23 protein-coding genes, 2 tRNA genes and 2 pseudogenes are annotated in these 26,478 nt (G+C 62.1%); 12 read left to right on the forward strand and 15 right to left on the reverse strand.

The window, feature by feature from the left end; genetic code table 11:
• Nucleotides 1-147 precede the first annotated feature (147 nt).
• The 4 genes from N2599_RS02800 to thrC are packed head-to-tail and all read right to left on the reverse strand — an operon-like array spanning nucleotide 148 to nucleotide 6,425.
• Nucleotides 148-3,060 carry a sensor domain-containing phosphodiesterase gene (locus tag N2599_RS02800; protein ID WP_027507690.1) on the reverse strand — a complete coding sequence of 971 codons (2,913 nt, stop codon included), beginning with the start codon at nucleotides 3,058-3,060 and terminating at the stop codon, nucleotides 148-150.
• Nucleotides 3,057-3,671 carry a GNAT family N-acetyltransferase gene (locus N2599_RS02805; protein ID WP_027507689.1) on the reverse strand — a complete coding sequence of 205 codons (615 nt, stop codon included), beginning with the start codon at nucleotides 3,669-3,671 and terminating at the stop codon, nucleotides 3,057-3,059. Before N2599_RS02805 ends, N2599_RS02800 begins: the two co-directional genes overlap by 4 nt.
• 29 nt (nucleotides 3,672-3,700) lie before the next feature.
• On the reverse strand, nucleotides 3,701-4,999 hold the full coding sequence (locus N2599_RS02810) for a M16 family metallopeptidase (protein ID WP_027507688.1): 1,299 nt from the start codon (nucleotides 4,997-4,999) through the stop codon (nucleotides 3,701-3,703).
• Between the two features lie 25 nt (nucleotides 5,000-5,024).
• Nucleotides 5,025-6,425, reverse strand: a complete 1,401-nt coding sequence (gene thrC, locus N2599_RS02815) for a threonine synthase (protein ID WP_027507687.1) — start codon at nucleotides 6,423-6,425, stop codon at nucleotides 5,025-5,027.
• Between the two features lie 198 nt (nucleotides 6,426-6,623).
• Here thrC and N2599_RS02820 point away from each other — a divergent pair, with 198 nt between their 5' ends.
• Nucleotides 6,624-7,271: a hypothetical protein gene (locus tag N2599_RS02820; protein WP_027507686.1), complete on the forward strand. Its 648-nt coding sequence runs from the start codon at nucleotides 6,624-6,626 to the stop codon at nucleotides 7,269-7,271.
• 20 nt (nucleotides 7,272-7,291) lie between these two features.
• Here N2599_RS02820 and N2599_RS02825 read toward each other — a convergent pair whose 3' ends face one another.
• Nucleotides 7,292-7,981 carry an HAD family hydrolase gene (locus N2599_RS02825; RefSeq protein ID WP_027507685.1) on the reverse strand — a complete coding sequence of 230 codons (690 nt, stop codon included), beginning with the start codon at nucleotides 7,979-7,981 and terminating at the stop codon, nucleotides 7,292-7,294.
• A 118-nt stretch (nucleotides 7,982-8,099) separates the two neighbouring features.
• The gene (locus tag N2599_RS02830; RefSeq protein ID WP_027507684.1) at nucleotides 8,100-8,786 is read right to left on the reverse strand and encodes an ArsR/SmtB family transcription factor; all 687 of its coding nucleotides are present in this window, start codon (nucleotides 8,784-8,786) and stop codon (nucleotides 8,100-8,102) included.
• 71 nt (nucleotides 8,787-8,857) lie between these two features.
• Between N2599_RS02830 and N2599_RS02835 the strand changes: the two genes are divergently transcribed.
• From N2599_RS02835 to N2599_RS02845, 3 genes are all read left to right on the forward strand, one after another.
• Entirely contained in the window at nucleotides 8,858-9,187 is a 330-nt protein-coding gene (locus N2599_RS02835) for an NIPSNAP family protein (protein WP_027507683.1), read from the forward strand.
• Nucleotides 9,184-9,531 carry an antibiotic biosynthesis monooxygenase family protein gene (locus N2599_RS02840; protein ID WP_027507682.1) on the forward strand — a complete coding sequence of 116 codons (348 nt, stop codon included), beginning with the start codon at nucleotides 9,184-9,186 and terminating at the stop codon, nucleotides 9,529-9,531. The genes N2599_RS02835 and N2599_RS02840 overlap by 4 nt, the downstream gene beginning before the upstream one ends.
• 288 nt (nucleotides 9,532-9,819) lie before the next feature.
• On the forward strand, nucleotides 9,820-10,950 hold the full coding sequence (locus N2599_RS02845) for a site-specific DNA-methyltransferase (protein ID WP_027507681.1): 1,131 nt from the start codon (nucleotides 9,820-9,822) through the stop codon (nucleotides 10,948-10,950).
• 124 nt (nucleotides 10,951-11,074) lie between these two features.
• Here N2599_RS02845 and N2599_RS02850 read toward each other — a convergent pair whose 3' ends face one another.
• Nucleotides 11,075-11,692, reverse strand: coding sequence for an HAD family hydrolase (locus N2599_RS02850; RefSeq protein ID WP_027507680.1), 618 nt, complete (start codon nucleotides 11,690-11,692; stop codon nucleotides 11,075-11,077).
• 2 nt (nucleotides 11,693-11,694) lie between these two features.
• Nucleotides 11,695-12,786, reverse strand: a complete 1,092-nt coding sequence (mutY, locus tag N2599_RS02855) for an A/G-specific adenine glycosylase (RefSeq protein WP_027507679.1) — start codon at nucleotides 12,784-12,786, stop codon at nucleotides 11,695-11,697.
• Between the two features lie 97 nt (nucleotides 12,787-12,883).
• Here mutY and N2599_RS02860 point away from each other — a divergent pair, with 97 nt between their 5' ends.
• From N2599_RS02860 to ppdK, 5 genes are all read left to right on the forward strand, one after another.
• On the forward strand, nucleotides 12,884-13,369 hold the full coding sequence (locus N2599_RS02860; protein WP_027507678.1) for a DUF721 domain-containing protein: 486 nt from the start codon (nucleotides 12,884-12,886) through the stop codon (nucleotides 13,367-13,369).
• Between the two features lie 58 nt (nucleotides 13,370-13,427).
• Nucleotides 13,428-13,904, forward strand: a complete 477-nt coding sequence (locus tag N2599_RS02865; RefSeq protein WP_156915190.1) for a ribbon-helix-helix domain-containing protein — start codon at nucleotides 13,428-13,430, stop codon at nucleotides 13,902-13,904.
• 12 nt (nucleotides 13,905-13,916) lie between these two features.
• A complete protein-coding gene (locus N2599_RS02870) occupies nucleotides 13,917-14,609 on the forward strand; it encodes a DsbA family protein (RefSeq protein WP_027507677.1) in 693 nt (230 codons plus the stop codon).
• A gap of 267 nt (nucleotides 14,610-14,876) precedes the next feature.
• Complete coding sequence (locus tag N2599_RS02875; RefSeq protein WP_027507676.1) at nucleotides 14,877-18,338, forward strand: chromosome segregation SMC family protein; 3,462 nt, start codon at nucleotides 14,877-14,879, stop codon at nucleotides 18,336-18,338.
• Nucleotides 18,339-18,741: 403 nt separating this feature from the next.
• Entirely contained in the window at nucleotides 18,742-21,414 is a 2,673-nt protein-coding gene (gene ppdK, locus N2599_RS02880) for a pyruvate, phosphate dikinase (RefSeq protein WP_027507675.1), read from the forward strand.
• On the opposite strand, the gene N2599_RS02885 is transcribed toward ppdK, so the two are convergent.
• Together N2599_RS02885 and N2599_RS02890 are read right to left on the reverse strand one after the other, a co-directional pair.
• Nucleotides 21,402-21,671, reverse strand: coding sequence for a hypothetical protein (locus N2599_RS02885; protein WP_037140672.1), 270 nt, complete (start codon nucleotides 21,669-21,671; stop codon nucleotides 21,402-21,404). The genes ppdK and N2599_RS02885 overlap by 13 nt on opposite strands.
• Before the next feature lie 87 nt (nucleotides 21,672-21,758).
• The gene (locus N2599_RS02890; protein ID WP_027507674.1) at nucleotides 21,759-22,148 is read right to left on the reverse strand and encodes a hypothetical protein; all 390 of its coding nucleotides are present in this window, start codon (nucleotides 22,146-22,148) and stop codon (nucleotides 21,759-21,761) included.
• Nucleotides 22,149-22,369: 221 nt separating this feature from the next.
• On the opposite strand from N2599_RS02890, the gene N2599_RS02895 reads away from it, so the two are divergent.
• On the forward strand, nucleotides 22,370-23,275 hold the full coding sequence (locus N2599_RS02895; protein ID WP_027507673.1) for a DUF1499 domain-containing protein: 906 nt from the start codon (nucleotides 22,370-22,372) through the stop codon (nucleotides 23,273-23,275).
• A gap of 9 nt (nucleotides 23,276-23,284) precedes the next feature.
• Here N2599_RS02895 and N2599_RS02900 read toward each other — a convergent pair.
• The 4 genes and pseudogenes from N2599_RS02900 to N2599_RS02915 all read right to left on the reverse strand — a co-directional run.
• A pseudogene (locus N2599_RS02900) lies at nucleotides 23,285-23,469 on the reverse strand (DUF4166 domain-containing protein); the annotation flags it as partial.
• A gap of 151 nt (nucleotides 23,470-23,620) precedes the next feature.
• Nucleotides 23,621-23,907 (reverse strand): annotated as a pseudogene (locus tag N2599_RS02905) (thiol-disulfide oxidoreductase DCC family protein); the annotation flags it as partial.
• Nucleotides 23,894-24,826 carry an MBL fold metallo-hydrolase gene (locus N2599_RS02910; RefSeq protein ID WP_027507671.1) on the reverse strand — a complete coding sequence of 311 codons (933 nt, stop codon included), beginning with the start codon at nucleotides 24,824-24,826 and terminating at the stop codon, nucleotides 23,894-23,896. The pseudogene N2599_RS02905 and the gene N2599_RS02910, both read right to left, overlap by 14 nt.
• A gap of 3 nt (nucleotides 24,827-24,829) precedes the next feature.
• A complete protein-coding gene (locus tag N2599_RS02915; protein ID WP_027507670.1) occupies nucleotides 24,830-25,126 on the reverse strand; it encodes a cupin domain-containing protein in 297 nt (98 codons plus the stop codon).
• Nucleotides 25,127-25,285: 159 nt separating this feature from the next.
• On the opposite strand from N2599_RS02915, the gene N2599_RS02920 reads away from it, so the two are divergent.
• Nucleotides 25,286-25,360 (forward strand) — tRNA-Gln (locus N2599_RS02920).
• Between the two features lie 298 nt (nucleotides 25,361-25,658).
• On the opposite strand, the gene N2599_RS02925 is transcribed toward N2599_RS02920, so the two are convergent.
• On the reverse strand, nucleotides 25,659-26,060 hold the full coding sequence (locus tag N2599_RS02925; RefSeq protein ID WP_027507669.1) for a hypothetical protein: 402 nt from the start codon (nucleotides 26,058-26,060) through the stop codon (nucleotides 25,659-25,661).
• A gap of 269 nt (nucleotides 26,061-26,329) precedes the next feature.
• Here N2599_RS02925 and N2599_RS02930 point away from each other — a divergent pair.
• Nucleotides 26,330-26,406: transfer RNA gene (locus N2599_RS02930), tRNA-Pro, on the forward strand.
• Nucleotides 26,407-26,478 lie beyond the last annotated feature (72 nt).

Raw genomic sequence — 26,478 nt, forward strand, 5'->3', positions numbered from 1 at the left:
TTCTACCCGCCGGGGGAAGGGATATGCGGCTGACGCTCACAAAGCTCTGGGATGTATCGACGAGGTAACCGGCATCTCGGCTTCGCTTCTCCCCTCGGGAGAGGGGAAGGTGAGGGGCCATTCACACCAGCATTGATTTGAAATGCCCTAAGCCCGCTTCGTCAGCGGGAAGCGTTCCTTCAGCAGGCGCAGCACGGAATCAGAGCCCATCGGCGGGCCGAAAAGATAGCTCTGGCCGTAGCTGCAGCCCATCTTGGCAAGCTCGATGGCATCCTCATTGGATTCGATGCCTTCGGCGACGACCTGCATGTCCAGCTCGCGCGCCATGGAGATGACCGACCTGAGGATGGTTGCCTTCTTGTCGCTGTCGTCGCGAACCAGCGCCTTGTCGAGCTTGATCGTGTCGAAGGGGAAGCGGGTGAGGTAGGCGAGCGACGAGTAGCCCGTGCCGAAGTCGTCGAGCGCCAAGCCGAGGCCGGCCTCCTTGAGCTTCTGCAGCACAAGCCGCGCCTGCTCCGGATTTTCCATGACCATGGATTCCGTCAGCTCCAGCTTCAAGCGCGACGGCTCGCAATGGGTCTTCGAAAGAACCGAGCGCACGTCGTCATAGAGTTCGTTGTTGAGGAGCTGCACGCTCGACAGGTTGATCGAGACGAAGATCGGCAGTTCGCCGGTCTGGTTCTGCCAGGCCATCAGGTCGCTGGTCGCCTGTTCGAGCGCGAACAAGCCAAGCGAGCCGATGATATCCGACGCTTCGGCGATCGGGATGAATTCCGATGGCGGAATGTTGCCGCGCTTCGGATGTTCCCAGCGCATCAGCGCCTCGAAGCCGGCAATCTCGACATCCTCCAGCCGCGCGATCGGCTGGTAGACCATCGACAGTTCCTTGCGCTCGATGGCGCGGCGGAGGTCGGATTCGAGCTGCAGGCGGTCGGCGCCGAAATCGCGGAAGGCGGGGCGGAAGGGTTCGACGCGGTTGCCGCCCGCGCGCTTGGCACGGTACATGGCAAGCTCTGCATCGCTCAGCATGCCGGCGGCGTTTTCCTGCTGATCGACCCATGAGGTAAGACCGATCGAGGCCGTCAGGATGATCTCGCGATTGCCGAAATTGATCGGCACCATGATCGCCTTGCTGACGGCATCGGCAAAATCGGCGACCTTCGCCGGGTCGCGCTCGGAAACGAGGATGAGACCGAACTGGTCGCCCGCAAGGCGCGCCAGGGTATCCTGCGGTTTCAGGAGACGGCGGAGGCGGCGGGTGAGCGCGATCAGAATGTTGTCGCCGGCTGCAACGCCGAGCGAATCGTTCACCAGCTTGTAGCGGTCGATATCGATCACCATCACCGTCGGCCTGAGCGTTTCGCCGCCGGGCACAAGCGCCAGTACCGATTGTAGGCGGTCGATGAAGAGCTGGCGGTTCGGCAGGCCGGTGAGATTGTCGTGCAATGCGTCATGCAGCAGCCGCTCGATGGAATTCTTTTGCTCCGTGACATCGACGATCGTGCCGACGCAGCGGATGATCTCGCCGTTCGAGCCGAGCACCGGCCGGGCGCGGATCAGCAGCCAATGGAAATGTCCGTCCTCGGCGCGGATGCGGAACTCATGGTTCAGCCGCCCGCGGCGATGTTCGAGCAGCACGTCCAGCGTCGCGCGGAAGCGGTCGCGGTCGTCCGGGTGTAGCCGCGGCAGCCAGTTGCGGGCTGCACCATGCATGGTGCCAGGCGACAATCCGAGCTTCACGGAAACATCCGGAATGGTGACGACGCGGTCGCGCGCCACGTCCCAGTCCCAGACCATATCACCGGAGCCCGTGAGTGCCAGAGACTGCCGTTCGAGATCGGAGAACAGGCCCTGCTGGAAGGCGCCGCCCGCAAAGGCGTGCTGCATCACTGTAAAGCCGATCAGCAGAATGATGAGGACGAGGCCGCCGCCGAGCGCCGGCTGGATGATGTCGTTGTCAAGCCGGCCTGTCACGGTCAGCCATGCTCCGAACAACCAGACCAGGATCAGCGCCCAGGCGGGTACCAGCAGGATGGCGCGGTCGTAGCGGTTGAAGCCGAGATAGATGATGAGCACTATGCCCATCGTCGCAGTCAGCGCGAAGGAAAGCCGCGCAATGCCGGAGGCGATCGAGGGATCGTAGATCGCGACGCCGAAGAGCAGCGCAAGGCCGAGCACCCAGGCGAGCGTGGCGTAGCCGAGATGCGTGTGCCAGCGGTTGAGGTTCAGATAGGTGAACAGGAAGATCACGAAACTCGACGCCAGCGCCACTTCCGCACAGGCGCGCCATATTCGCTGGTCTGCCGAGGCAACGCTCACGAGTTTGCCAAGGAAACCGAAATCGACGCAGATATAGCCGAGCACCGCCCAGGCGAGTGCCGCCGTCGCAGGCAGCATCGAAGTTCCCTTGACGACGAAGAGGATCGTCAGGAACACGGCAAGCAGGCCGGCAATCCCGAGCACGATGCCGCGGTAGAGCGTGAAGGCGTTAATCGTGTCCTTATAGGCGTCCGGCTCCCACAAATAGATCTGCGGCAGCTCGGGCGTCGCAAGCTCGGCAACGAAGGTGATGACCGCGCCGGGGTTCAGAGTGATGCGGAAGACGTCGGCCTCGTCGCTTGGCTGGCGGTCGAGCGCAAAGCCTTCGCTCGGCGTAATCGCCATGATGCGCTGCGAGCCGAGGTCCGGCCAGAAAAGCTTGGAATTCACAAGGCGGAAATGCGGAGCGACGATAACGCGCTCGAGCTGCTCTTCCGAGACATTGGCGAGCGCAAAGACGGCCCAGTCACCCTGGTGATTTTCGGAGCTGGCGCGCACCTCGATGCGCCGGCGGATGCCGTCTGCGCCTGCAGCCGTCGAAACCTGGAAGGCCTCGCCCTGGTTGGCATAGATTTCCGTCGTCGCGGTCAGATCGAGCGCCGTGTCGTCGCGGGAAATCTTCACCGGTTCCGCCGCCTGCGCAACGCCTGCAGCCAATGCAAGCATCGACAGGAAAAGAGCTGCGATCACCGCGATCAATCGGCCGGACGGTGATTTGGGCAGCATGCGGTTCGTGGTCATCGGCTGTCGGTTTTCCTGCCTGTATCCGCATCGGTGGCAAGCAGTGAATACATCACGTGGTCATGCCACTGACCGTTTATTTTCAAGTATCCGCGCAGATAGCCTTCCCGCTGAAACCCAGCCTTTTCAAGCAGGCGAATGCTTCGTGCGTTCTCCGGAATACAGGCTGCCTCGATACGGTGCAACTCAAGCCCTGCGAAGATATAGGGTATAACCAACTGAAGTGCGGCGAACATATGGCCTTGGCCGGCATGCTTCTCGCCCATCCAGTAGCCGATCATGCAGCTCTGCGCCGCACCGCGACGGATATAGCCGATCGTGATCCCGCCGAGCAGCTCCATGTCCGGTTTCAGGAACAGGAACAGCGGGATCGCCTGTCCGGAGGCGTATTCCTGCTTGCCGCGGATGACACGGGCGCGATAGGCGCCCTCCGTCAGCTCATCGCGCCGCCACGTGGGTTCCCAGGGTTCCAGGAACTTGCGGCTGGCGGCGCGCAGCTTGTGCCACTGGTTGAAATCCTGGTAGCGCGGAAGCCTCAGCGCATAGCGGTCGTTCTCGATCTCCACCGCTTCCGGCTGCCGCGACAGGAACCGAAAAACCGATTTTGGCATCGATCACTCCCGGCAGGATGGAACGCGGCTCAGCGGCTTGCTGTTTTCGACTGCGCTAAGGGAGCGGACAGCGAGGCGACGATGTCTTCCATAGGTGCAAGCCGCTCCAGCGGGCCGATTGCCGAAAGGGTCGGCACGGTGTCAAAGAACAGGCGGCCGGCGAGGTCGGTGAGACGCTCGATGGTGATGCCCTCGAGCCGTTCCATCATTTCCTGATTGGAGATAGGCTCGCCATAGAGCATCATCTGGCGGGCGATCTGGCCAGCGCGTGCGGCCGGGCTTTCCTGCCCCATCAGAAGCTGGGCGCGGATCTGCGCGCGGGCGCGCTCGATCTCCTTCTGCTCGATGAAGCCTGCCGACTTGTGCAGCTCGTCGACGATCACCGGCACGAGTTCGGGAAGGTTCTCGCCGCCGGTCGCGGCATGGATGCCGAAGATGCCGGTGTCGGAAAAGCCCCAGTGGAAGGCATAGATCGAATAGCAGAGGCCGCGAATTTCCCGCACTTCCTGGAAGAGGCGGGACGACATGCCGCCGCCGAGGATATTGGCAAGGATCTGCGAACAGTAAAAGTCGCGGGCATGGTAGGCCTTGCCCTCGAATCCGAGCAGGACCTGCGCATCCATCAGGTCGCGCGTCTCGCGCACGCTGCCGCCGATGTAGCGGGCTGTCTCGATGACCGGCGGCGCGCTCGGCGCGGTCGGCAGGCTCGCGAAGCGCCGTTCCACCATGCGCACGAATTCGTCATGATCGACCGCCCCGGCGGCGACGACGAACATGCGGTCGGTGGTGTAGTTTCGGCCGAGATAACTGCGGATCTGCTGCGGCGAGAAGGAGACGACGGTTTGCGGCGTGCCGAGGATGGCGCGGCCGAGCGTCTGGTCGCGATAGGCGGTCTCGGAGAACTTGTCGAAGACCACGTCGTCCGGCGTGTCGTTCGCCGCGTTGATCTCCTGCAGGATGACCTGCTTCTCGCGTTCGAGTTCGTCTTCCTCGAAGGCCGATTCGGTCAGGATGTCGGCGAGAATATCGACGGCAAGTGGCAGGTAATCCTTCAGCACGCGGGCATAATAGGACGTCGTTTCGGTCGAGGTGGCAGCGTTCACCTCGCCGCCCACATCCTCGATTTCCTCGGCGATGTCGCGGGCCGAACGCCGGGCCGTGCCCTTGAACGCCATGTGTTCGAGCAGGTGCGCTATGCCATGCTCGTCTTCCGTCTCGTTGCGCGAACCCGATTTGATCCAGACGCCCAGAGCGACGCTTTCAAGATGCGGCATGGTCTGGGTTACTACCGTCAGCCCGGATTTGAGCCGGGTGCACTCAACTGTCATTGGCTATCTTTCTGCGCTTGCCGCATCACGTCCGGGCGTGTTTGCCGATAAAGCCTTCAATGGCCTTAAGTTCCGGATCGACGACTTGGAAGCGCTCCTCCTTAAGCATCAGACCAGCAAGCCACGTCGGAAGCGCCGGGTCAATACCGGAGGCGGATTTTACCGCTGCGGGGAATTTTGCCGGGTGCGCGGTCGCAAGCGTCACCATCGGCGTGTTCGGTTTTTCGTGCTTGGCAGCGACGAAGACACCGATCGCCGAATGCGGGTCGAGAAGATAGCCGGTTTCGGCATAGGTAGTCTTGATCGTCTGCGCCACCTGCTTTTCGCTGGCGCGGCCGGCGCGGAAATCCTTCCTGATCGCGGCAAGCGCCTTCGGCGTGATCTCGAAACCGTTCGACTGCTTCAGGCTGTCCATCGCATGGCGCACCTTGGAAGCATCCCGGTCGTAGGCTTCGAAAAGCAGCCGCTCGAAGTTCGAGGAAATCTGGATGTCCATCGATGGTGAGGTTGTCGCCTTCACTTTCTTCATGTCGTAGCGGCCGGTCCTCATCGTGCGGGCGAGGATGTCATTCTCGTTGGTCGCGATCACCAACTTGCCGATCGGCAGGCCCATGCGCTTCGCGGCGTAGCCTGCAAAGATGTCGCCGAAATTGCCGGTCGGCACGGTGAACGAAATCTTGCGGTCCGGCGCGCCGAGTGCGATCGCCGTCGTGAAATAATAGACGATCTGGGCCATGATGCGCGCCCAGTTGATCGAGTTGACGCCGGAAAGGCGTACCTTGTCGCGGAAGGCCACATCGTTGAACATCGCTTTGACGAGGTTCTGGCAGTCGTCGAAATTGCCCTTGACCGCCAGTGCATGGACATTGCCCGCCGTCGAGGTGGTCATCTGCCGTTGCTGCACCGGCGAAACCTTGCCGTGCGGAAAGAGGATGAAGATATCGGTGCGTTCGCGGCCCGCGAAGGCGTCGATCGCAGCCCCGCCCGTATCGCCCGACGTCGCGCCGACGATCGTCGCGCGCTGGCCGCGCTTTTCCAGTGCATAGTCCATCAGACGCGCCAGAAGCTGCATCGCCACGTCCTTGAAGGCGAGCGTGGTGCCGTGGAAAAGTTCCATGACGAAGCTGTTCGCTCCCGTCTGTACGAGAGGGGCGATCGCCGGATGCCGGAAAGTGCCATAGGCTTCGTCGATCATCGCCCGGAAGGTGGTGGCGGGAATTTCGCCGGTCGTAAAGGGCGAAAGGATCGCAAACGCGATCTCCTGGTAGCTCTTGCCGCGCAGGGCCCGGATTTCCTTCTTGGAGAAATGCGGCCATTGGCGAGGAACATAGAGACCGCCGTCGCGCGCAAGACCCGTCAGCAACGCATCGCAAAAGCCGAGGGATGGGGCCTCGCCGCGGGTCGAGATATAGTCCACGTTCTTCATCCTTGACGTTATGGCCGGAAGAGATCCGGATGGAGGAGCCAAGCGCCGGAATTGCAGCAGATCGAAATGTGCGTCAAAACGGTGCTTACCCGATCGATTTTTCTTTGCGCCGCTGATATAGACCATCGCAAACTGTCACGAAAGGCCCCGCAAACAAGACTTCGAGGCCTGCCAGAAACTTTGTAAGAGGGTGGAATAATCGTGTTCGGCAAAGTCTCGCGTCTCATCGTTTCCGTATCTGTCGCCGCTCTTCTTGCCAGCTGCAACTCCCTGGGTGTCGGCGGCGAAAGCAAGTCCACCGAAGCGGCGCAGACGAACGGCAATGCTCAGATCATGCCGCTTGCGCCCGCCAATCCCTCTTCCAGCAACACGCCGATCGGCACGGCGACCAACGCTCAGGGTGCCGCCCAGCCGGTCGTCCAGGGCACCTGCCCGCAGATTTTCATGAAGGATCAGGACGCGATCTTCCGCACCTATGCCAAGGGCAAGACGGGTGACAACAGCCAGATCGTCCATCAGGCGGCAATCGGCGACTACACGCGCCAGTGCACGCTGAACGAACAGAACCTGTCGATGACAGTCGTGGCGCAGATCCGCCTGATCGCCGGTCCAGCCGGCGGCCCGGGCCGCGTCACGCTGCCGCTGCGGATCACCGCCTACGACGGCCAGGATGTCGTCTCTTCGGAAGTGGTTCCGTTTACCGCCGAAATTCCGGCAGGGCAGACGGCCGCTCAAGTCCTCTTCCGCAAGGACGGCTTCAAGCTGCCGGTCGGCTCCGGTGCACTGGTGCGCATCAATATCGGCTTCGATCAGGGGCAGGCCGCAAAGACCAAGAAGGGCAGCTAAGGGCGCTTCGGCGTTCCTCGTCAGAGGACGCCAGCCCATTCCGCAAGGGCGGCAACCACGCCCGGCAGGTCGTTCATCCGCGAGATGACCGTCTCTGCACCGGCATCCGTCAGGCGGTCGGCGTGCGAGGAATAGGTATGCGATGCACCGGTGAAGCCGATGACGCGCATGCCGGCGGCGCGTGCCGCATGGATGCCATGGACGGAATCCTCGACGACGACCGTCTTCGACGGTGAAACGCCCATCTTTTCGGCGCCATGCAGGAAGATGTCCGGCTTCGGCTTGACGCGATCCGGCCCGAGATCTTTTGCGGAAAAGACATTCGGAGCAAACAGCTTCTTCAATCCCACCTTGCCGAGCATCATGTCGAGCCTGTGCGAACTGGAATTCGAGCAGACGCAACGCTTCAGATCAAGGCGCGAGACGGCGAACTCGACGCCCGGAATGGCTTGCACGTCGCGCTCGAGGCGCAGGTCGAGCAGCTTTTCGGATTTGTCGAGCAGCGACGCGGAAAGCGGGATGCTCGCCTCGCGCTCCACCTGGAGAAGGATGTTCTTCCAAGTCATGCCTGCGAACCGCTCGGCCATCTCTTCGGTGCTGATCGGATAGCCCGCGTCCGTCAGAAGCTTGGACTCCACGTCCGCCGCGATAATTTCGGAATCGACCAGAACGCCGTCGCAGTCGAAAATGATGAGGTCGAAGCCGTCCATGTACTCTCAAGCCTTGTTGGGGGATGATGCGACTTACACGATGGACGCCGAAAGCTCAACCGGCAGGCGGGCATGGCTGGGATGCGCCTCGCGGACGGCTGGCTGCTGCTGTCGGTCGTCAGGCTTCCAGCGGAAAGAGCGACAGGAACTGCCGCTCGCCTTCTGGCGAGAAGATCACCGAACGGCTTCCCGCCGTCCGCCGCGCCCAGCCCTTGTCGAAGAAGTTGGAAAGCAGCGCCTTGCCGAGGCTGCCGGCAAGATGCGCGCGCCGCTCGCTCCAGTCGAGGCACGAGCGGCAGAGCGGGCGGCGTGACGACTTGAGATCGGAGATATCGACGCCGATGCATTTCAGTTGGCTTTCACCTTTCGACGTGACCGACAGGCTTTCGCCGAGGGCGTCGATCGCGCCCGAAGCCACGAGACTGTCGAGCATGCGCACGCCGTAATCGCCGGCCAGATGATCGTAGCAGATGCGCGCCTTGCGCAGCGCCGGTTCCTTCGGACCCATCCGGTGTCTGAGATGGCCGCGGCTGGCGGCGAAGCCCATCATGCTCTCGATCAGCCGGGCAGTCGCCTCGTCTGCGAGTGTGAAATAGCGGTGTCGGCCCTGCTTGCGCTGGGTGAGCAGGCCGCCGGTTTGGAGCTTGGCGAGATGCGTGCTCGCCGTCTGAAGGGTGATGCCGCCGACTGCCGCAAGCTCGGTCGCCGTCAGTGCCCGGCCGCCAGAAAGCGCAGCCAGCATGTTGGCGCGCGCAGGATCGCCGATCAGCGCTCCAATCTGGGCAATGTCCGGTCCTTCTTTCATACTTCGATCGTAACCGAAGCATTGTCGTCGTGCAATGTGCGAAAACGCCTTTCACAAGCAAGGAGAAAGAGATGCTGACCTGCTTCATCCGCTACGAGATCGACCCCTTCACTAAGGATGCCTTTACCGAATATGCCCGTGTTTGGGGGCAGGCGATCCCACGCAACGGCGCCGATCTCATCGGCTACTTCGGCCCGCATGAGGGGTCTGCGACAACCGCCTACGGCGTCTATAACATCGAAAGCCTTGCCGCTTACGAGGCCTATCGCGCCCGCCTCGCAGCCGATCCGCTCGGTAAGCAAAACTACGAGTTCGCCAAACGCGAACGCTTCATTCTCAAGGAGGACCGCATCTTCCTGAAGAACGTGTCCGTCCCTCATTCCCCGCTGGTGCTGCCATGATCGCCGTCATCTTCGAAGTCGTCCCCTATCTGGGCGAACGCCACAGATATCTCGACCTTGCCGGTGACCTGCGCGCCGAACTGGAAAAGATCGACGGCTTCATCTCCATTGAACGCTTCGAGAGCCTGACGATGCGCGGCAAACTGCTGTCGCTCTCGTTCTGGCGGGACCAAGAGGCGGTGAGAGAATGGCGCAACCTCGAAGCTCACCGCGCCGCGCAGAAGGCCGGCCGAAACGGCATCTTCGCCGACTACCGCCTGCGCATCGGCCACGTCGTCCGCGACTACGGCATGTTCGAGCGGGATGAGGCGCCGGCGGATAGCCTGAAGGTGCACACGGCTTAGTCTAGAGGCTTGGTTTCGCTTGGAGAGGAAGCCCACTCTCCGTCATCCTCGGGCTTGACCCGAGGACCCATTCTTCAAGCATTTTGGCAATGGGTGGATCCTAGGGTCAAGCCCGAGGATGACGGAGTCCGAGGGGATCGCCAGCGACCAGAAGGGACAAATCGGCTAAAGCGCCACGCTCAACTACGAATAATTTCCCGAAATCATCCACCGGTTCAGGCTTTGGTAACCAACTTGAGTAACCATAACGGCGAGTAAAAAGCGTAATGTGTATGAGCGAGTATCCATATGGCGTCTGTTTTTCCGCTTGCCGATCTCAAGACCTCCGCAACACCGGGCTCTTGGATCAACACGATCATCAAGGGTGATTGTGTTGCAGCCCTCGAAGCTTTGCCGACCAACTCCGTCGACGTCATTTTTGCCGATCCGCCATACAATCTCCAGCTCGGCGGCACGCTCCACCGTCCGGACCAGTCACTCGTCGACGCCGTCGATGACGAATGGGATCAATTCGCGTCCTTCGAAGCATACGACGCCTTCACCCGCGCCTGGCTGCTTGCCTGCCGCCGCGTGCTGAAGCCGACCGGCACCATTTGGGTGATCGGCTCCTATCACAATATCTTCCGTGTCGGCGCCACCCTGCAGGACCTGAATTTCTGGATCCTCAACGACATCGTCTGGCGCAAGACCAACCCGATGCCGAATTTCAAGGGCCGCCGGTTCCAGAATGCCCATGAGACGATGATCTGGGCAAGTCCGGACGCGAAGGCCAAAGGCTATACCTTCAACTACGATGCAATGAAGGCTGCGAACGACGACGTGCAGATGCGCTCCGACTGGCTCTTCCCTATCTGCAGCGGCTCCGAGCGGCTGAAGGGCGAGGACGGCAAGAAGGCGCATCCGACGCAGAAGCCGGAAGCACTGCTCGCCCGCGTCATCATGGCGTCGTCGAAGCCCGGCGACATCATCCTCGACCCGTTCTTCGGCTCCGGCACCACGGGCGCTGTCGCCAAGCGCCTGGGCCGCCTCTTCGTTGGCATCGAGCGCGAGCAGGACTATATCGATGCGGCGTCCGCCCGCATCGCCGCCGTCGAGCCGCTCGGCAAGGCGGAATTGACCGTCATGACCGGCAAGAAGCAGGAGGTTCGCGTCGCCTTCAACGTCCTGGTGGAAAGCGGCCTCATCAAGCCCGGCCAGGTGCTGACAGATGCCCGCCGCCGCTACAGCGCGATCGTCCGCGCCGACGGCACGGTGGCCTCCGGTGGCGAGGCCGGTTCGATTCATCGTCTCGGCGCGAAGGTGCAGGGGCTTGATGCATGCAACGGATGGACATTCTGGCACTTTGACGATGGGCAATCCCTGCGCCCCATCGACGACTTGCGGTCCGTGATCCGCAGTGATCTGGCAAAGGCGGGATGAGCAGCGGCCTGACCTTATCGAGACTACCTTCTTCCGGTTTTTGTACCTCCAGTTGCGGAAGAAGGCTTACGGCGCCCGGGATCAATCCCCGGGCGCCTTTTCTTTCAGAAGGCCAAGCAGTCCGTCACCTTGCACCCACGCCATAGTCGGCAAGATCGCTGCGCAACTTGTCGGCGCCGGTGAAGAGCACGGCGTTCCATCCTGCCGCTTTGGCGCCTTCGACATTCGCAGGCGCGTCATCGATGAAGATCGTCGCCGCCGGCTCGAGTCCGAAGCTCCTCGTATGCGTTTCGTAGATCGCGATATCCGGCTTGATCAGCCCAACATCGCCGGAAACGGTGACGCCGCGCGGCTTGGTCAGGAAGGCAAAGCGCTTCTGCGCTTCGCGGAACGTATCGGAGGCGAAGTTCGTCAGCATCGTCACGTCGCGGCCCTCCGCGATCAGTCCCTCCATGATCGCGACGCTGCCCTCATAGGCATGCGGCACCATCTCGTGCCAGTGCTTGCGGAAGGCGCGGATATGCTCTTCACGCGAAGGATGGATTTCAATCAGCAGCGCTTCGGCATCCGCCCAGGTGCGGCCGCGGTCCTGCTCGACGTTCCAGTCGTGGGTGCAGACATTGTCGAAGAACCACTTGCGCTCTGCCTCGTCGGGAATGAGGCGGCTGTAGGGAATATTCGGATCGTAATGGATAAGAACTTTGCCGATATCAAAAACGATATGATGGATTGATGCAGTCATGGTCACCCCTTGGGCATTGCAAACGCACGAGGAATAGCGGTCGCGATCGCTTTTTTCATGATGGTCGGCAGCGCCTGCGCTTCAAGATTTGTAACCGCTTCCCACCATCCGTCATCGATTTGAATGTGCGATGGGATCGCGGCGCGGTAGATCGAAAGCCGGAGCTCGAAATGCGTGAACACATGGGTGACGGTGCCGCATGCCTCCCACTGAGAGGGGAAGGGCGCCGCATCCGCGGACGTCTCGCCGTCGATCCGCGACGTCCATGCCGTCGTCGGCACCTCTGTCATGCCGCCGAGCAGCCCGCTTGCGATCCGCCGCCGAAGGAGGATTTCGCCATCCGCCGTCACGGCGACAAAGGCCGCGCCGAGGCGCACCGGCTTTTCCTTCTTCGCCGCCTTCACCGGAAACTGTTCGGGGTCATGCAGGTGAAGCGCCTCGCACGATCCCCTGAACGGACAGAGCGAGCAGGCCGGCCGCTTCGGCGTGCAGATCGTCGCGCCGAGATCCATCATGGCCTGGGCAAAATCGCCGGGGCGGGTGGCCGGCGTCAGCAGCGCCACCTTCTGCCTCATCAGCGGCTTGCCGGCCGGAAGTGGCGTGGCGATCGCGTAGAGCCTGGAAATCACCCGCTCGACATTGCCGTCCATGACGGCGGCCTGCCGGTTGAATGCGATCGCCGCGACCGCCGCTGCCGTATAGTCGCCGACACCGGGCAGAGATTTCAGGCCGTCCTCCGTATCCGGAAAGACGCCGTCATGTTGCGTGGCGACCGCTTCGGCACATTTCTTGAGATTGCGGGCGCGGGCGTAGTAGCCGAGTCCCGCCCAGGCTGCCATGACGTCCTCGGTCGGCGCGTCGGCGAGGTCGCGAACCGTTGGCCAGCGCGTCAGGAAATTGGCAAAATAGGGCTTCACGGCCTGCACGGTCGTCTGCTGCAGCATCACCTCCGAAAGCCAGACGCGATAAGGATCGGCCCTCACGCCGCGTCGCGCCATAGGCGGCGAAACGCGCCAGGGCAGGTCCCGGTGATGCCGGTCGTACCAGTCGAGAAGGGGCTGCGCGGTCGGCGCGTCGAGTATCGTTGATGTCATCATTTGCCGCGGGACGGGGAAGTGCCCTATACTTGGCGGAGCAATGCTGCGCGATCAAGGCGGCAGCGCCGAATGGCGGCGGCACCTGAAGGTTTCGATGAGTTATCCACGTAAAGGTGAAAAGCAGATATCCGAACTGGCGAACGGGCTCATCGATCCGGTGCTTGCAAAACGCGCCGGTATCAACACCGCGCTGCTCGGCTGCTGGGACGAAATCGTCGGCGAGGATTTCGCCGATTGCACGCGGCCGGAAAAGATCGCCTGGGTGCGCGGCAATGAAAATGGCACCTATAAGCCCGGCGTCCTGACGATCGCCTGCGAAGGCGCACGCGCTTTGTTCCTGAGCCACGCGCAGGGCGAACTCATCCAGCGCATCAACAGCTTCTTCGGCTTCGCCGCCGTCCACCAGATCCGCATCGTCCAGAAGCCGGTTTCGCAGGCGGCCAAACGATCGCGTCCGCCGCAGCCGCTGAAGGGCGAGGCGGCCCGAAAGCTTGAAAGCATGATGGAAGGCATCGAAGGCGACAAGCTGCGCGAGGCGGTGAAGCGGCTGGGCACCGCGATATTGGGGAAGCGGCGATAGCGCCGCTTGAACTTGCCTTTCTATATTGCAGTATAATTATCAACAGAAGGCAGGGTTGGTGCGACCCAGCAAACCGATCACCGTCACACTCGGCTCCCAGCAGAAAAGTTTGGATGCGCGGCTTGAATCCGGCGCGTACAGTTCCGCCAGTGAGGTCTTGCGCGCAGCGCTGAGGGCGCTCGATCGCGAAGAGGAAGCGCTCAACGAAATCATGCGCGAGAAAATCCGTGAAGCGATTGATGATCCGGCTCCCGATATCAATGCGGATGTCGCTTTTTGCTCGTATCGAGCGTCTCCATGCCGAGCGAATGAAGAGCGGACAGTGACAGCCGGCGTCGTATTCCGCCCCAGGTCAGAAAAGGATTTGCTCGAAATCTACGAGTACATAGCAAGCGGCGAAACTGAAAATTGCAGATGTGGCCTGCAACGCAAGCTTTCGTCCCACCAAGGTCACAATTCTTTGAAGAAAGTTGGCGAAGCGTGCCTTGTTCGCGGCTGCGCGCCGTTATATCGCACATTCAGCCGCCACTCTTGATTAGGGGAACCCATGCTGATCTCTGAAATGCAACTGACGAAACGCCAGCTTCTGAGCGGCATGGCCGCCGCGACGGCGACACTTGCGGTCGCAAGCGCGACAAACGCAGCAGCCGAACTTCCGCAGCCGGCTGGCGATGTCGACATGACGGAAGTGTTGAAGCCCGGTCCGCTGCCGGAAATGGCGCTTGGCAAGGAAGATGCCCCGGTCACCATTGTCGAATATATGTCGATGACCTGCCCGCATTGCGCCCACTTCCACAATACGACCTTCGACGAGATCAAGAAGAAGTACGTGGATGCCGGCAAGGCGCGCTTCATCATCCGCGAATTCCCGTTCGATCCGGCGGCTGCCGCAGCCTTCATGCTCGCCCGCTGCAACGCCTCCAAGCCGGAAGAATTGAGCACGCCGGAACAGTATTTCCCGATGGTTTCCATGCTTTTCAAACAGCAGGAAACCTGGGCCGCCGCCGAAGATCGGCGTGCTGCACTTCTCCAGATGGCTAAACTCGCTGGATTTAGTGAGGATAGTTTTACGAAGTGCTTGACGAACCAGAAGCTTCTGGATGAAGTGAACGCCACGCGGGAAAGGGGCTCCAAGGAGTTCGGCATCGATGCCACGCCGACTTTCCTCATCAACGGGAAGCGTTATTCTGGAGACATGCCGGTTGACACCATGTCGGCCCTCATCGACAGCCTGCTTTGATCCGTACCGTTTGGCGATGACGGGCGCTGTCCGTGGCTGTCCGCCTGTTTTTCGTTTCAAGGCTTGGCGCGAGCACCCCCCTCTGTCCTGCTGGACATCTCCCCCACAAGGGGGGAGATCGGATGGGGCAGCTCTCCCGCCCGTCACAAGTGTTTTAGCCGATGGCCCGGTTGTTTGGGGAAGCCGCCGCCTCCCGCCAATGGGAGAGATGCCCGGCAGGGCAGAGGGAGGTATCAAACCCTCCGCCGCTTCTTCCGGAGCCCTCGCATGAAGTTCAACAAGCTCCGCGTCATCGGCTTCAAATCCTTCGTCGAGCCGACGGAATTCATCATCGAGCGGGGCCTCACCGGCGTTGTCGGGCCTAACGGCTGCGGCAAGTCCAACCTTGTCGAGGCATTGCGCTGGGTGATGGGCGAGAACTCGTACAAGAACATGCGCGCCTCCGGCATGGACGACGTGATCTTCTCCGGTTCGGGAAACCGCCCGGCGCGCAACACGGCCGAAGTCGCGCTCTATCTCGACAACAGCGAGCGCACGGCGCCTGCCGCCTTCAACGACAGCGACGAAATTCAGGTTACCCGCCGCATCGAGCGCGAGCAGGGTTCGATCTATCGAATTAATGGCAAGGAAAGCCGTGCCAAGGACGTGCAGCTCCTCTTCGCTGATGCCTCGACCGGCGCGCGTTCACCGTCGATGGTAGGCCAAGGGCGGATCGGCGAGCTGATTTCGGCCAAACCGCAGGCCCGCCGTCAGTTGCTGGAAGAGGCGGCCGGCATTTCCGGCCTGCATTCCCGCCGTCACGAGGCAGAGCTGCGGCTTCGCGCCGCCGAAGGCAACCTCGAACGCCTCGATGACGTGACCTCGCAACTCGAAGGCCAGATCGAGAGCCTGAAGCGCCAGGCACGCCAGGCGAATCGCTTCAAGACGCTGTCCGCCGAAATCCGTGCGCGTGAAGCGACACTCCTGCATATCCGCTGGGTGCAGGCGAAGGAGGCGGAAGCCGAGGCCGATAGCGCCCTTAACCAGGCGACCGTCGTCGTTGCGGAAAAGGCCCAGATTCAGATGGAGGCGGCAAAGGCACAAGGCGTCGCCAGCCTGAAGCTGCCGGAGCTGCGCGAGAGCGAGGCGCGTGCCGCTGCCGCCCTCCAGCGGCTGCAGATCGCCAAGACCCAGCTCGAGGATGACGCGAACCGGATCCTGCGCCGCCGCGACGAGCTGACCCGCCGCTTGGCGCAGCTTGCCGAGGACATTCAGCGCGAGGAGCGGCTGATCTCGGACAATGCCGCAATCCTAGCGCGCCTCGACGCAGAGGACGCGGATATTACGGAAATACTGGCGGATTCCGGTCGCCATGCCGACGAGTTGCGCGAAGCTTTCGAAGGTGTGTCGGCAAAGCTTGCCGACAGCGAACACGTTTTCGCGGCACTCACCGCCGAGCGCGCCGAGGCCGCGGCCGGACGCCATCAGCTGGAACGCGCGATCCGCGATCTCGCCGACCGCAAGATGCGCCTCGAACGGCAGCTGGACGAGACAAGCCGCGAGTTCTCGATCGTGACCGAAAAGATCGCTGCGCTGCCCGATCCCGATGAAAAGCGAGCGGTTGTCGAGGCCGCGGAGATCGCCGTCGCAGAAGCCGAAACGGTGATTCAGGCGGTCGAACAGGCGCTCGCCGCAGCCCGCGAAACCGAAGCGCTTTCCCGCGGGCCGGTCGAGGAGGCGCGCTCGAAGCTGAATGCGCTGGAAACCGAAGCTCGCACCATCTCGCGCATGCTTGCCGCAGGTGCGGCGGCGGGGGAATTTCAATCCGTTGCCGATGATCTCCGTGTCGATCGAGGCTTCGAAACGGCGTTGGGTGCTGCACTCGGCGACGATCTGGAATCGCCTCTCGACCCGAGGGCGCCGGCCCACTGGTCGGGAAATGGCGACGGCGCGTCTGACCCCGCGCTGCCGGTGGGCGCCGAGCCCTTGCGGAACCACGTCGGCGCGCCGGCTGCACTAACGCGCCGCTTGAAGCAGATCGGCCTCGTCACCGATGCCGACGCCGCGCGGCTGATGAAGGAGCTGAAGCCCGGGCAACGGCTGGTGACGAAGGACGGCGCCGTCTACCGCTGGGACGGCCATGTAACCGGCGCCGACGCGCCGAGCGCGGCTGCCTTGCGCCTCGCTCAGAAGAACCGTCTCGACGAGCTGGAAAGCGAAGTTTCACTTGCCCGCGACGTTCTGGCCGAAGCGGAAGAGCGGCTTGCAATGGCGACCGAGGCCATTCGCGGCGAGGAACGCAGGCTCAACGAAGCGCGGGACATGAGCCGCCTTTCGGCAAGGCACCTTGCCGAGGCGCGCGACGCGCTGGCCGCTGCCGAACGCGCCGCCGGTGATCTCATCCGCCGCCGCGACGTGATCGCGGAAGCCGTCAGCCAGATCCAGTCGCAGCAGGAAGACTTTGCCGTTCAGGAAGAGAATGCGCGTATCGAGCTTGAGGACGCGCCGGATATCGTCGCGCTCGACGACCGGCTGCGCATTCAGCAGGCCGAGGTCGCAACCGATCGCGGCCTTGCGGCTGAAGCTCGTGCTCGCCATGAAAGCCTGAACCGCGAAAACGAGGCCCGCCAGCGCCGTATCGTGGCGATTGGCCAGGAGCGGGAGACCTGGCGCCAGCGCGCCGCAAGCGCCGAAGAGCACATAGCGACCCTGCGCGACCGCGAGGAGGAGGCCCGCGAAGAAGCCGTCGAACTCGAAATGGCGCCTGATGAGTTCGAAGACAAGCGCCATGCGCTGCTGAACGAACTGCAGAAAGCAGAAGCTGCACGCCGGGGGGCCGCAGATCTTCTGGCTGCCGCCGAACTCGTGCAGCGCGAAGCCGATCACAAGGCTGCCACCGCCCTTTCCGAACTCGCAGAAAGCCGAGAGCGTCGCGGCCGCGCCGAAGAGCGCCTCGTCTCGGCGCGCGAAAAGCGGCAGGAGAGCGAGAGCCGCATCCGGGAAGCGCTCGATGTTCCGCCGCACGAGGCGTTCCGCCTGACGGGCCTGCAGGCCATGCAGACCGTTCCAGACCTGCGCGAGGTCGAGCGCGAGCTGGAGCGGCTGAAGATGGAGCGCGAGCGCCTTGGGGCCGTGAATCTGCGCGCCGAGGAAGAGCAGAAGGAGCTCACCGAAAAGTTGGAAGCGCTGATCAGGGAGCGCGACGACGTCATTGATGCCATCCGCAAGCTCCGCGGTGCGATCCAGAGCCTCAACCGCGAGGGCCGCGAACGCTTGATCGCCGCTTTCGATGTCGTCAACGGCCAGTTCCAGCGCCTTTTCACCCACCTCTTCGGCGGCGGTACGGCGGAGCTGCAACTGATCGAATCCGACGATCCGCTGGAAGCGGGCCTCGAAATCCTCGCGCGCCCCCCCGGCAAGAAACCGCAGACGATGACGCTGCTTTCCGGCGGCGAGCAGGCGCTGACCGCCATGGCTCTGATCTTCGCCGTCTTCCTCACCAATCCGGCGCCGATCTGCGTGCTCGACGAAGTGGACGCGCCGCTCGACGACCACAATGTCGAGCGCTATTGCAACCTGATGGATGAAATGGCCGCATCGACCGAGACCCGATTCGTGATCATCACTCACAATCCGATCACCATGGCACGCATGAATCGACTTTTTGGTGTAACGATGGCGGAGCAGGGCGTATCGCAGCTTGTTTCCGTCGACCTGCAAACTGCCGAACGCCTTCGCGAAACAGCTTGAAAAATAAGCGCTTTCATAAATACCCAAAAAAGGTCAGGTCGCAAAGGACGCGTTAACCCAATTGGGTGATGCACATTTTGCGGAATTGAATTAGAAGTTGTTTCCATGCGGCGGGCCTGAGGGTCGGCTATGCGCATGTTGGATTTGCCGGGTATAATGTTGGACGAGGGTGGTCCGATTGACCCGGTTTAGCGTACCCCCCGTCCAGTTTCCTGGCTGGACGGAAATAAGGCTTTGCGGGACGGTTGTTGCAGTCCCGCAAAGCTTTTTTTCTTCCCTCCTCCATTCAAACGGTTCGAAACTGTGCGCATCCATTGTGCGGTGCAACATTTCGCCGTATTTGTCGATTTTCATTTCAGGACCAAGGGAATAAGCTAGTCCTGATTTTGATATCGGGGGGAAGATGACCAAACTGGTCTATACGTTCGGCAACGGGCAGGCGGAAGGTCGCGCACGGGACCATGACGTTTTGGGCGGCAAGGGCGCCAATCTGGCCGAGATGTGCAGCCTGGGCCTGCCAGTGCCGCCGGGCTTCACCATCGTCGCCGATGCCTGCAGCGCTTATTACGAGCTTGGCAAGCGGATCAATGCCGTCCTGAAGGACGAGATCCGCCGCGGACTGGAGACGATCGAGAAAGCGACCGGCCGGCAGTTCGGCGCAAAAGACCGGCCGCTGCTCTTGTCCGTCCGCTCCGGTGCCCGCGTTTCCATGCCGGGCATGATGGATACGGTTCTCAATCTCGGCCTCAACGACGAAACCGTGCAGGCGCTTGGACATGACGCGGGCGACGCGCGGTTCGCCTGGGACAGCTACCGCCGCTTCATCCAGATGTATGCGGATGTCGTCATGGGCCTCGATCACGAGATTTTCGAGGAGATTCTGGAGGACGAAAAGGCCCGTCTCGGCCATGAATTCGAGACCGAGCTGGCTGCCACTGACTGGCAGCATGTCGTTTCGCTATATAAGGAATTGATCGAGGAGGAGCTCGGCGAGGAGTTCCCGCAGGATCCCGAGGAGCAGCTCTGGGGTGCCATCGGCGGCGTCTTCGCAAGCTGGATGAGCGCACGCGCCGTCACCTATCGCCAGCTCCACAACATTCCGGGAGCCTGGGGTACGGCCGTCAACGTCCAGGCCATGGTCTTCGGCAATCTCGGCAATGCCTCGGCAACCGGCGTTGCTTTCACGCGCAACCCGTCGACCGGCGAGAAGTCCCTCTACGGCGAATTCCTCGTGAATGCGCAGGGCGAAGATGTGGTTGCCGGTATCCGCACGCCCCAAAGCATCACCGAGGAGGGCCGAATCAACTCCGGCTCCGACCGCCCGTCGCTGGAAAAGCTAATGCCGGAGGCTTTCGAGGAACTCACCCGCATTTGCACCAAGCTCGAAGCGCATTATCGCGACATGCAGGACATCGAATTCACCATCGAGCGCGGCACGCTCTGGATGCTGCAGACGCGCTCCGGCAAACGCTCGACAAAGGCGGCGATGAAGATCGCCGTCGATATGGTGGACGAAAAGCTGATCACGGAAGAGCAGGCGGTGATGCGCATCGAGCCGTCGACGCTCGACCAGCTTCTGCACCCGACGATCGACCCGCGCGTCGACCGCCAAGTGATCGGCACCGGATTGCCGGCTTCACCGGGGGCGGCGACCGGCGCGATCGTCTTTACCGCCGAAGAGGCCGTCGTGGCGGAGGAGGAGGGCCGCAAGGTCATTCTGCTCCGCGTCGAAACCAGCCCGGAGGATATCCACGGCATGCATGCCGCAGAAGGCATCCTCACCACGCGCGGCGGCATGACCAGCCACGCGGCGGTGGTCGCCCGCGGCATGGGCATCCCCTGCGTGGTCGGTGCCGGAACCATGCGCATCGATCTGCGCAACGAGCGCCTCATCGGCGTCGGCGTGACGCTGAAGAAGGGCGACATCATCACCATCGACGGCTCGGCCGGGCAGGTGCTGAAGGGCGAGGTGCCGATGATCCAGCCGGAGCTTTCAGGCGATTTCGGCCGCATCATGGGCTGGGCCGACAGGGCCCGTCGCATGGCCGTGCGTACCAATGCCGATACCCCCGCCGACGCACGCGCTGCGCGTGCCTTCGGCGCGGAAGGGATCGGCCTCTGCCGCACCGAGCACATGTTCTTCGAAGGCGAGCGCATCCATGCCATGCGCGAGATGATCCTCGCCGAAAACGAGGAGGGAAGACGTGCGGCGCTCGACAAGCTGCTGCCGATGCAGCGGCTGGATTTCACAGGCCTCTTCAGCGTTATGCACGGTCTCCCGGTCACGATCCGCCTGCTCGACCCGCCGCTCCACGAATTCCTGCCGAAAACCGAGGAAGAGATCGCGGATGTCGCCGCCGCCATGGGCATGGAGGCTGCCTCACTTCGCCAGCGCGTCGACGCGCTGCACGAATTCAACCCGATGCTCGGCCACCGCGGCTGCCGGCTTGCCATTTCCCATCCCGAAATCGTCGAGATGCAAGCGCGCGCCATCTTCGAAGCGGCCGTTGCAGCCGCCCAGGAAACGGGTGCGCCTGTCGTGCCGGAAATCATGGTGCCGCTCGTCGGCCTGCGTTCGGAATTGGATTACGTCAAGGAACGGATCGACGCGATCGCCAGGGATGTGATGGCAGAAGCGGCCATGACGATCGATTATCTTGTCGGTACCATGATCGAGCTGCCGCGTGCGGCCCTTCGTGCGCACAAGATCGCTGAGGCGGCCGAATTCTTCTCCTTCGGCACCAACGACCTGACGCAGACGACCTTTGGCATCTCGCGCGACGACGCCTCTGCCTTCATCCCGACCTACCAGCGCAAGGGCATCATCGAGCACGATCCCTTCATCTCGCTGGATTTCGATGGCGTCGGCGAGCTGATCAGCATCGCTGCCGAGCGCGGCAGGCGCACGCGCAACGACATGAAGCTCGGCATTTGCGGCGAACATGGCGGCGATCCGGCCTCGATCCATTTCTGTGAGGAGATCGGCCTCGATTATGTATCCTGTTCTCCGTTCCGCGTACCGATTGCGCGGCTGGCGGCGGCGCAGGCGGTCATAGGTGCTGCTCAGCGGCGGTAATAGCGCGGATAGTAGATCGGCCGGGTGAAATCGTCGAAGTTCTCGTCCGCCTGCAGGCGAAATGCTCGCGCGTCGGCGCGCCTGTCGAGATCGATGCGCTGCAGGCAGGTGGCAAAGGCATTGGTGCCGCGCTTGAAGCCGTAGCCGAGGCACTGCCGCTCGTCGGCAGCCCGCCGTTCTTCCGGCGTGAGGCTCTGGCAGGCCGAAAGGCCGATCGCGATTGCGGCGAGGGGCAGGGAAAGAGCGGAAAGACGCATAGCACATTCTCCGATGCATGAGCCGGTCGCCAGACAAGAGGCGATTTGCCGGCTCACGTCAACAAACATCGAAGAACGCGGTTGAGATCAGATTCGTTCCAGCACTTCGATGAAGGCATCGGCGAACTGCACGAGATGTTCTGTCTCCTCATCCGGCGCCTGCACGCGGATTTCGGAGCCATCGCGATCAAGAACGGCAAGCACGACACGCATTTCGGAACTTACCGAAGGGATGCGCAAAACGGCGAGGCGCCGGCAATCCTCGATCAGCCCGGCTGCCGGAAGATCGAACAGGAATTCGCCATTTGCATTGGCGGCAGCTGCGCGCACCGCCTCGCAGAAGCCTTCTTCCCCGCCGTCATAGCCTTCGAGCGAAAGCTCGAGCTCGAGAAGCTCCATCGGCAGGAAGGCCTCGGATGGATCGCTTGCGCCAAGCGATGATACTTGCGGTCTTTCGGGTGTTTCCGATGAAAGCATCGCGTTACTCCTGATCCGTCCTGTTGTCCACAAATCCGCTGGAGCTGTCTTTTTAGTGACATATCAGATGTCGCTTATGAAAGCCATAACAGCCTTTTGGTGGATTGCGGCCCTTGCGCGGAGACAACAGTTTCAATTTAGGCGAATCTTGCCATAAACAAGTGTGGGCGCTTATTGCGCCCTCGCAGGCGGTATGCGCCTGCGCATAACTGGTAAGTTTGATGGCCATCCGCTTTGACCGCCCCGTTTCCAATTCGGCCCGCTTCGCGCGGCGCTTCGGGGCGTTTGCGTTCGTCCTTTGGGTCGCGGTGCTCGTCGCCCATCGCTTCGGCGGGCTCGCCACGCCCTATCTCGTGCTACTGCTTCTCGTTTCCATCGGCTTTGCCATGCTGGCCGCCCTGCTTGCGGCCGTCGGCCTCAGAAGCCTCTGGGTGCGAGGAGCCGAAGCCGGCCTCGATGCGCTGAAAGCGCTGATCTTTGCGATCCTTCCCTTGGGCTTCGGCGGATTTGCCGCTGAGCGCTATTTCACGCTGCCGGCGATCTACGACGTGTCGACGGACGTCGTTTCCGCGCCCGACTGGCTTTCGCCGCCACATGCCGATCAGATCTGGATGAAGCGCAATCCCGACGTCACGCCGCAAGAGCGCGAACAGCAGCTTGCCGCCTATCCGGAACTAACTGGCCGGCGTTATGAAGGCGCGATCGACCGGGTGCTCGAAGCCGTCAGGAAAGTGGCGAAGCTGGATGGCATCACGATCACCAGAAGTGCCGGCGAAGGCGAACCGGTCCGCGATCTCGAGGATGCGCCGGCAAGGCCAGCGCCTGATGGCGATGCTGTCGCCGAAGCGCCCGATCAGGTCCCCGTTCCCACGCCGCGGCCTTATGAGGACGATGTCGCAGAGCTCATCCGCAGCGCAAACGGCGTGACGCTGCAGGGTGAAGCCCGCACGCTTATCCTCGGCCTGCACTTCGACGTCGTCATCCGGCTGCGCGAAGAAGCCGAAACCACCTTCGTCGACGTCCGCGTCGCCTCCCGCTACGGCCAGCACGACCTCGGCCTCAGCGCCGAAATCGCCGACCGCTATCTCGAAGCCCTCGATATGGAACTGCTGGGCATCGCGGGGTAAGAACAGGCCTCAGCCGCCTTCTTTCTCCAGCCATCCGGCATAGCGCACGATCAGCCCGGTAAGGGGTCCGCCGACTTCCACATGAAAATGGACCGGCCTTCGCGCTCCTCCTCGTAGGTATCGCCGCCGGGCGCCAGCACCAGAGGCAGGGGAATGCCGAAAAATCGCCAGCCGCGCACGACAAACCGCAGCCTGGCGCAGACCACGCCGACGTCAACGCGGCGGGCAACATACTCCTGGCTGGAACACGGCCATCGGCGGCGTCGGAGACTTCCGGCGGGAGCCGAGGACTCGAAAGGGCGGCCTAAAGCCGCCCCTGAAAATCCTCGTCCTTCACGGCGGGGAAGATGTTAAGCGGATCGAACCCTCGGATTTGAAATGCGGGCGGCCGTCTTCGATCAGGATGTTCGTCTCGTAGTCCCGCTCGTCCAGGCCGTAGTGGCGGTAAAGTGCTGCGCCGAGCGCTGATTGCGCAGCGAGGAAGCAGTAGCGTTGCGCCTGTCATGCTTCAGCGCAACTTTCACCCCGCCGGAACAGAAGACACATTCGCCGTAGAAGATGATGAGCGGCTTGTCGTCTGGAAAGGGCGGAACAGCCGCATCGTGCCAATAGCTGTAGTCATTTCGGTTCATCGTCCGCCCCAGCCACCAGTTGATACCCCCCGAAGAGCGAAGGTGGTCCGTCCGTCTGCACGATCCCGCGTTCCACCAGGTCCTCGAGATGCGCGAAGACCGAGAGTGCTGCCGCGCCGTGCAGCCTTGGGTCGGTGTCGCGGTAGATCACCCTCACCATGTCGGGAACCAGCCGGTCGCCGGCTTTGATGCGCTCCATCACCGCGCGCTCGCGCATGCGGCGGTGCGTCTTCAGCGCCCGCATGAAGGAGACGGGGCGTTTCACCGGCCCGCCATGGCCCGGGAAAAGCAGGTGGTCGCGGCGCGAAATCAGTTTGTCGAGCGAGGCCATGTAGTCGGCCATCGAACCGTCCGGCGGCGCCACGATGGACGTCGCCCAGGCCATGACGTGGTCGCCGGAAAAGAGGATGCCGGTGCCGTCGAGCGAAAAGGCCGCGTGGTTTGCGGCGTGCCCGGGTGTCAGCACCGCCGTCAGCGCCCAGCCGTCCTCCTCGATGGTCTCGCCGTCGCCGATTGCGATATCCGGCACGAAATGCGTATCGGAGCTTTCGGCAAAGGGATTCACCTCGCCGTCATGGAGCGGCCGCGCTGCCCTGTGCGGTCCTTCGCCGACGGTAACGGCGCCGGTCTCCCGCTTTAGCCGTGCGGCAAGCGGCGAGTGGTCGCGATGTGTATGGGTGATGACAATATGCGTGACCGCCCGGCCCTTGAGCGCCTTAATCAGCGCCTCAAAATGCGCCTCGTTCTCCGGCCCCGGATCGATGACCGCGACGGACGAGGTTCCGAGGATATAGCTGTTCGTGCCGTGGAAGGTGAAGGGGCTCGGATTGTTGGCCGTGACGCGCTGGACCCCCGGCGCCACATCCACCGCGCGGCCATAGTGAGGCTCGAAGGCAAGATCGAATGTCGGGCTCGGCATGGCTTACTTGTATTCTATCTCGATGAAGGACATCGGCTCGCTTCCGGCATTGACGACATTGTGCTCTACGCCCGCCTCGCGCCGGTAGGCGGCACCGTTGGCGATGTCGACGCGCCGGCTGCCGTCCGCATCCTCGAGCAGAAATTTGCAATCGGTCATCGGCACGACGACATAGCCGAAGCCGTGGGTATGCACGCCGGTATCCGCACCCGGCTCGAAATCCCAGCGCGTGATGCGCACCACTGCATCGTCGAGAAGGAGCGTGGCAACTGCAGGCGGGCGGGCACGGTACTGGCTCATCATCTCTCCTGAGACTATGGCGGGGCGGGACAAGACCTAGCACGGCGCCGGAACAAGCGCACAGAAATATGCCGTAAGCGCAAGTTAGTGATTGTGAGGCAGCCGGACCTTTGCTAATCAGGCCTCGCTTCGGCAAGCGGGTTTCCGCTCTCAAGCTGGTGGGGCGTCGCCAAGCGGTAAGGCACCGGTTTTTGGTACCGGCATTCCCAGGTTCGAATCCTGGCGCCCCAGCCACTGCTTATTTTCGTTTGTAATCAGTCACTTAGGCGGATTGAAAAAATCGCTTCCGGAACACTTTTCCGGCTGACGGAAACCGGCCCAAGGCAGCCTCGGTTTGATAGCGACGCAGCAAGCTGGCGTTAGAGAAAAACGAGACGCGGTAAAAGAAGCCCCTTTTTATCTGCTCTGGCGGCTTCGAAATATCCGCTGCGAGACATAGGAGGCTGCTTTTGATCCCGGTGGCCTAAAAAGATAGGCGGCCGAGAGGCCGCCTATCGCTAGACACCAATGCCTGTCACATCACTGCCCCTTGCTATGCCGGTGCCAGAAACTCCGCGCAATATGACTTGCTTTTTTCGCCGGGGATGTCGCCAACCGTGCGGATGCTGCGGATGGTATAGCTGGAATCGGTGATGACTTCGGCCTGGCAGCGTAGATAAAGGGTGCGGGTCGCCGCGATCTGCTTGCCGCGCTTGCCGTTTTCGCCTTCGGCATATTTTGCCGGGACGCGGACCCTCTTGTAGCCGCCCTTCCAAGTGTAGACGGTGGCCGAGCCGTTTTCGGTGTCGGCGATCGGCGGACCGTAGGCGGCGAAGAACTTGCCGGCCGACTGGCCGACCCAGCGTGCGGAAATCGGATCGCCTGCAGAAGGAATGGTCGTGCAGCCGGCAAGCGCAATGGCAAGCCCGGCCGCGGCAATGGTGCGGAGTTTCATCTAATCGTCCCTGAATTTGTCGCGCATTCGACGGCGGGAATCGCTGTCAGCCAACGGTTTCCGCTTGTCCCGAAAGCCCATTAGCGCGGAACCCTGCAAAAGAAAATTGCCCCGCCTTCGCGATTGCGAAATTTGCCGCGACTGTGGCTTTTTGTTGACGTTTTGGGCCGCGCGCGGCCCTGTCACGCCTCTGTCAGAAAATGCGTCCGGTTTTGAAATTTGGTGCTTGCGCAATAAGATGGGCCGGTCTATAGAGGCGCCGCTGGTCACGGAGTGTAGCGCAGTCTGGTAGCGCACCACGTTCGGGACGTGGGGGTCGAGTGTTCGAATCACTCCACTCCGACCAGCCGATTTTTCCCGACTTTCCCTGATCCCGCACGAGTATTTGCGCCGCACACTGCGCGCAGCGATCTGTTTG

It is taken from the genome of Rhizobium sullae, from assembly GCF_025200715.1.
Classification (GTDB): domain Bacteria; phylum Pseudomonadota; class Alphaproteobacteria; order Rhizobiales; family Rhizobiaceae; genus Rhizobium; species Rhizobium sullae.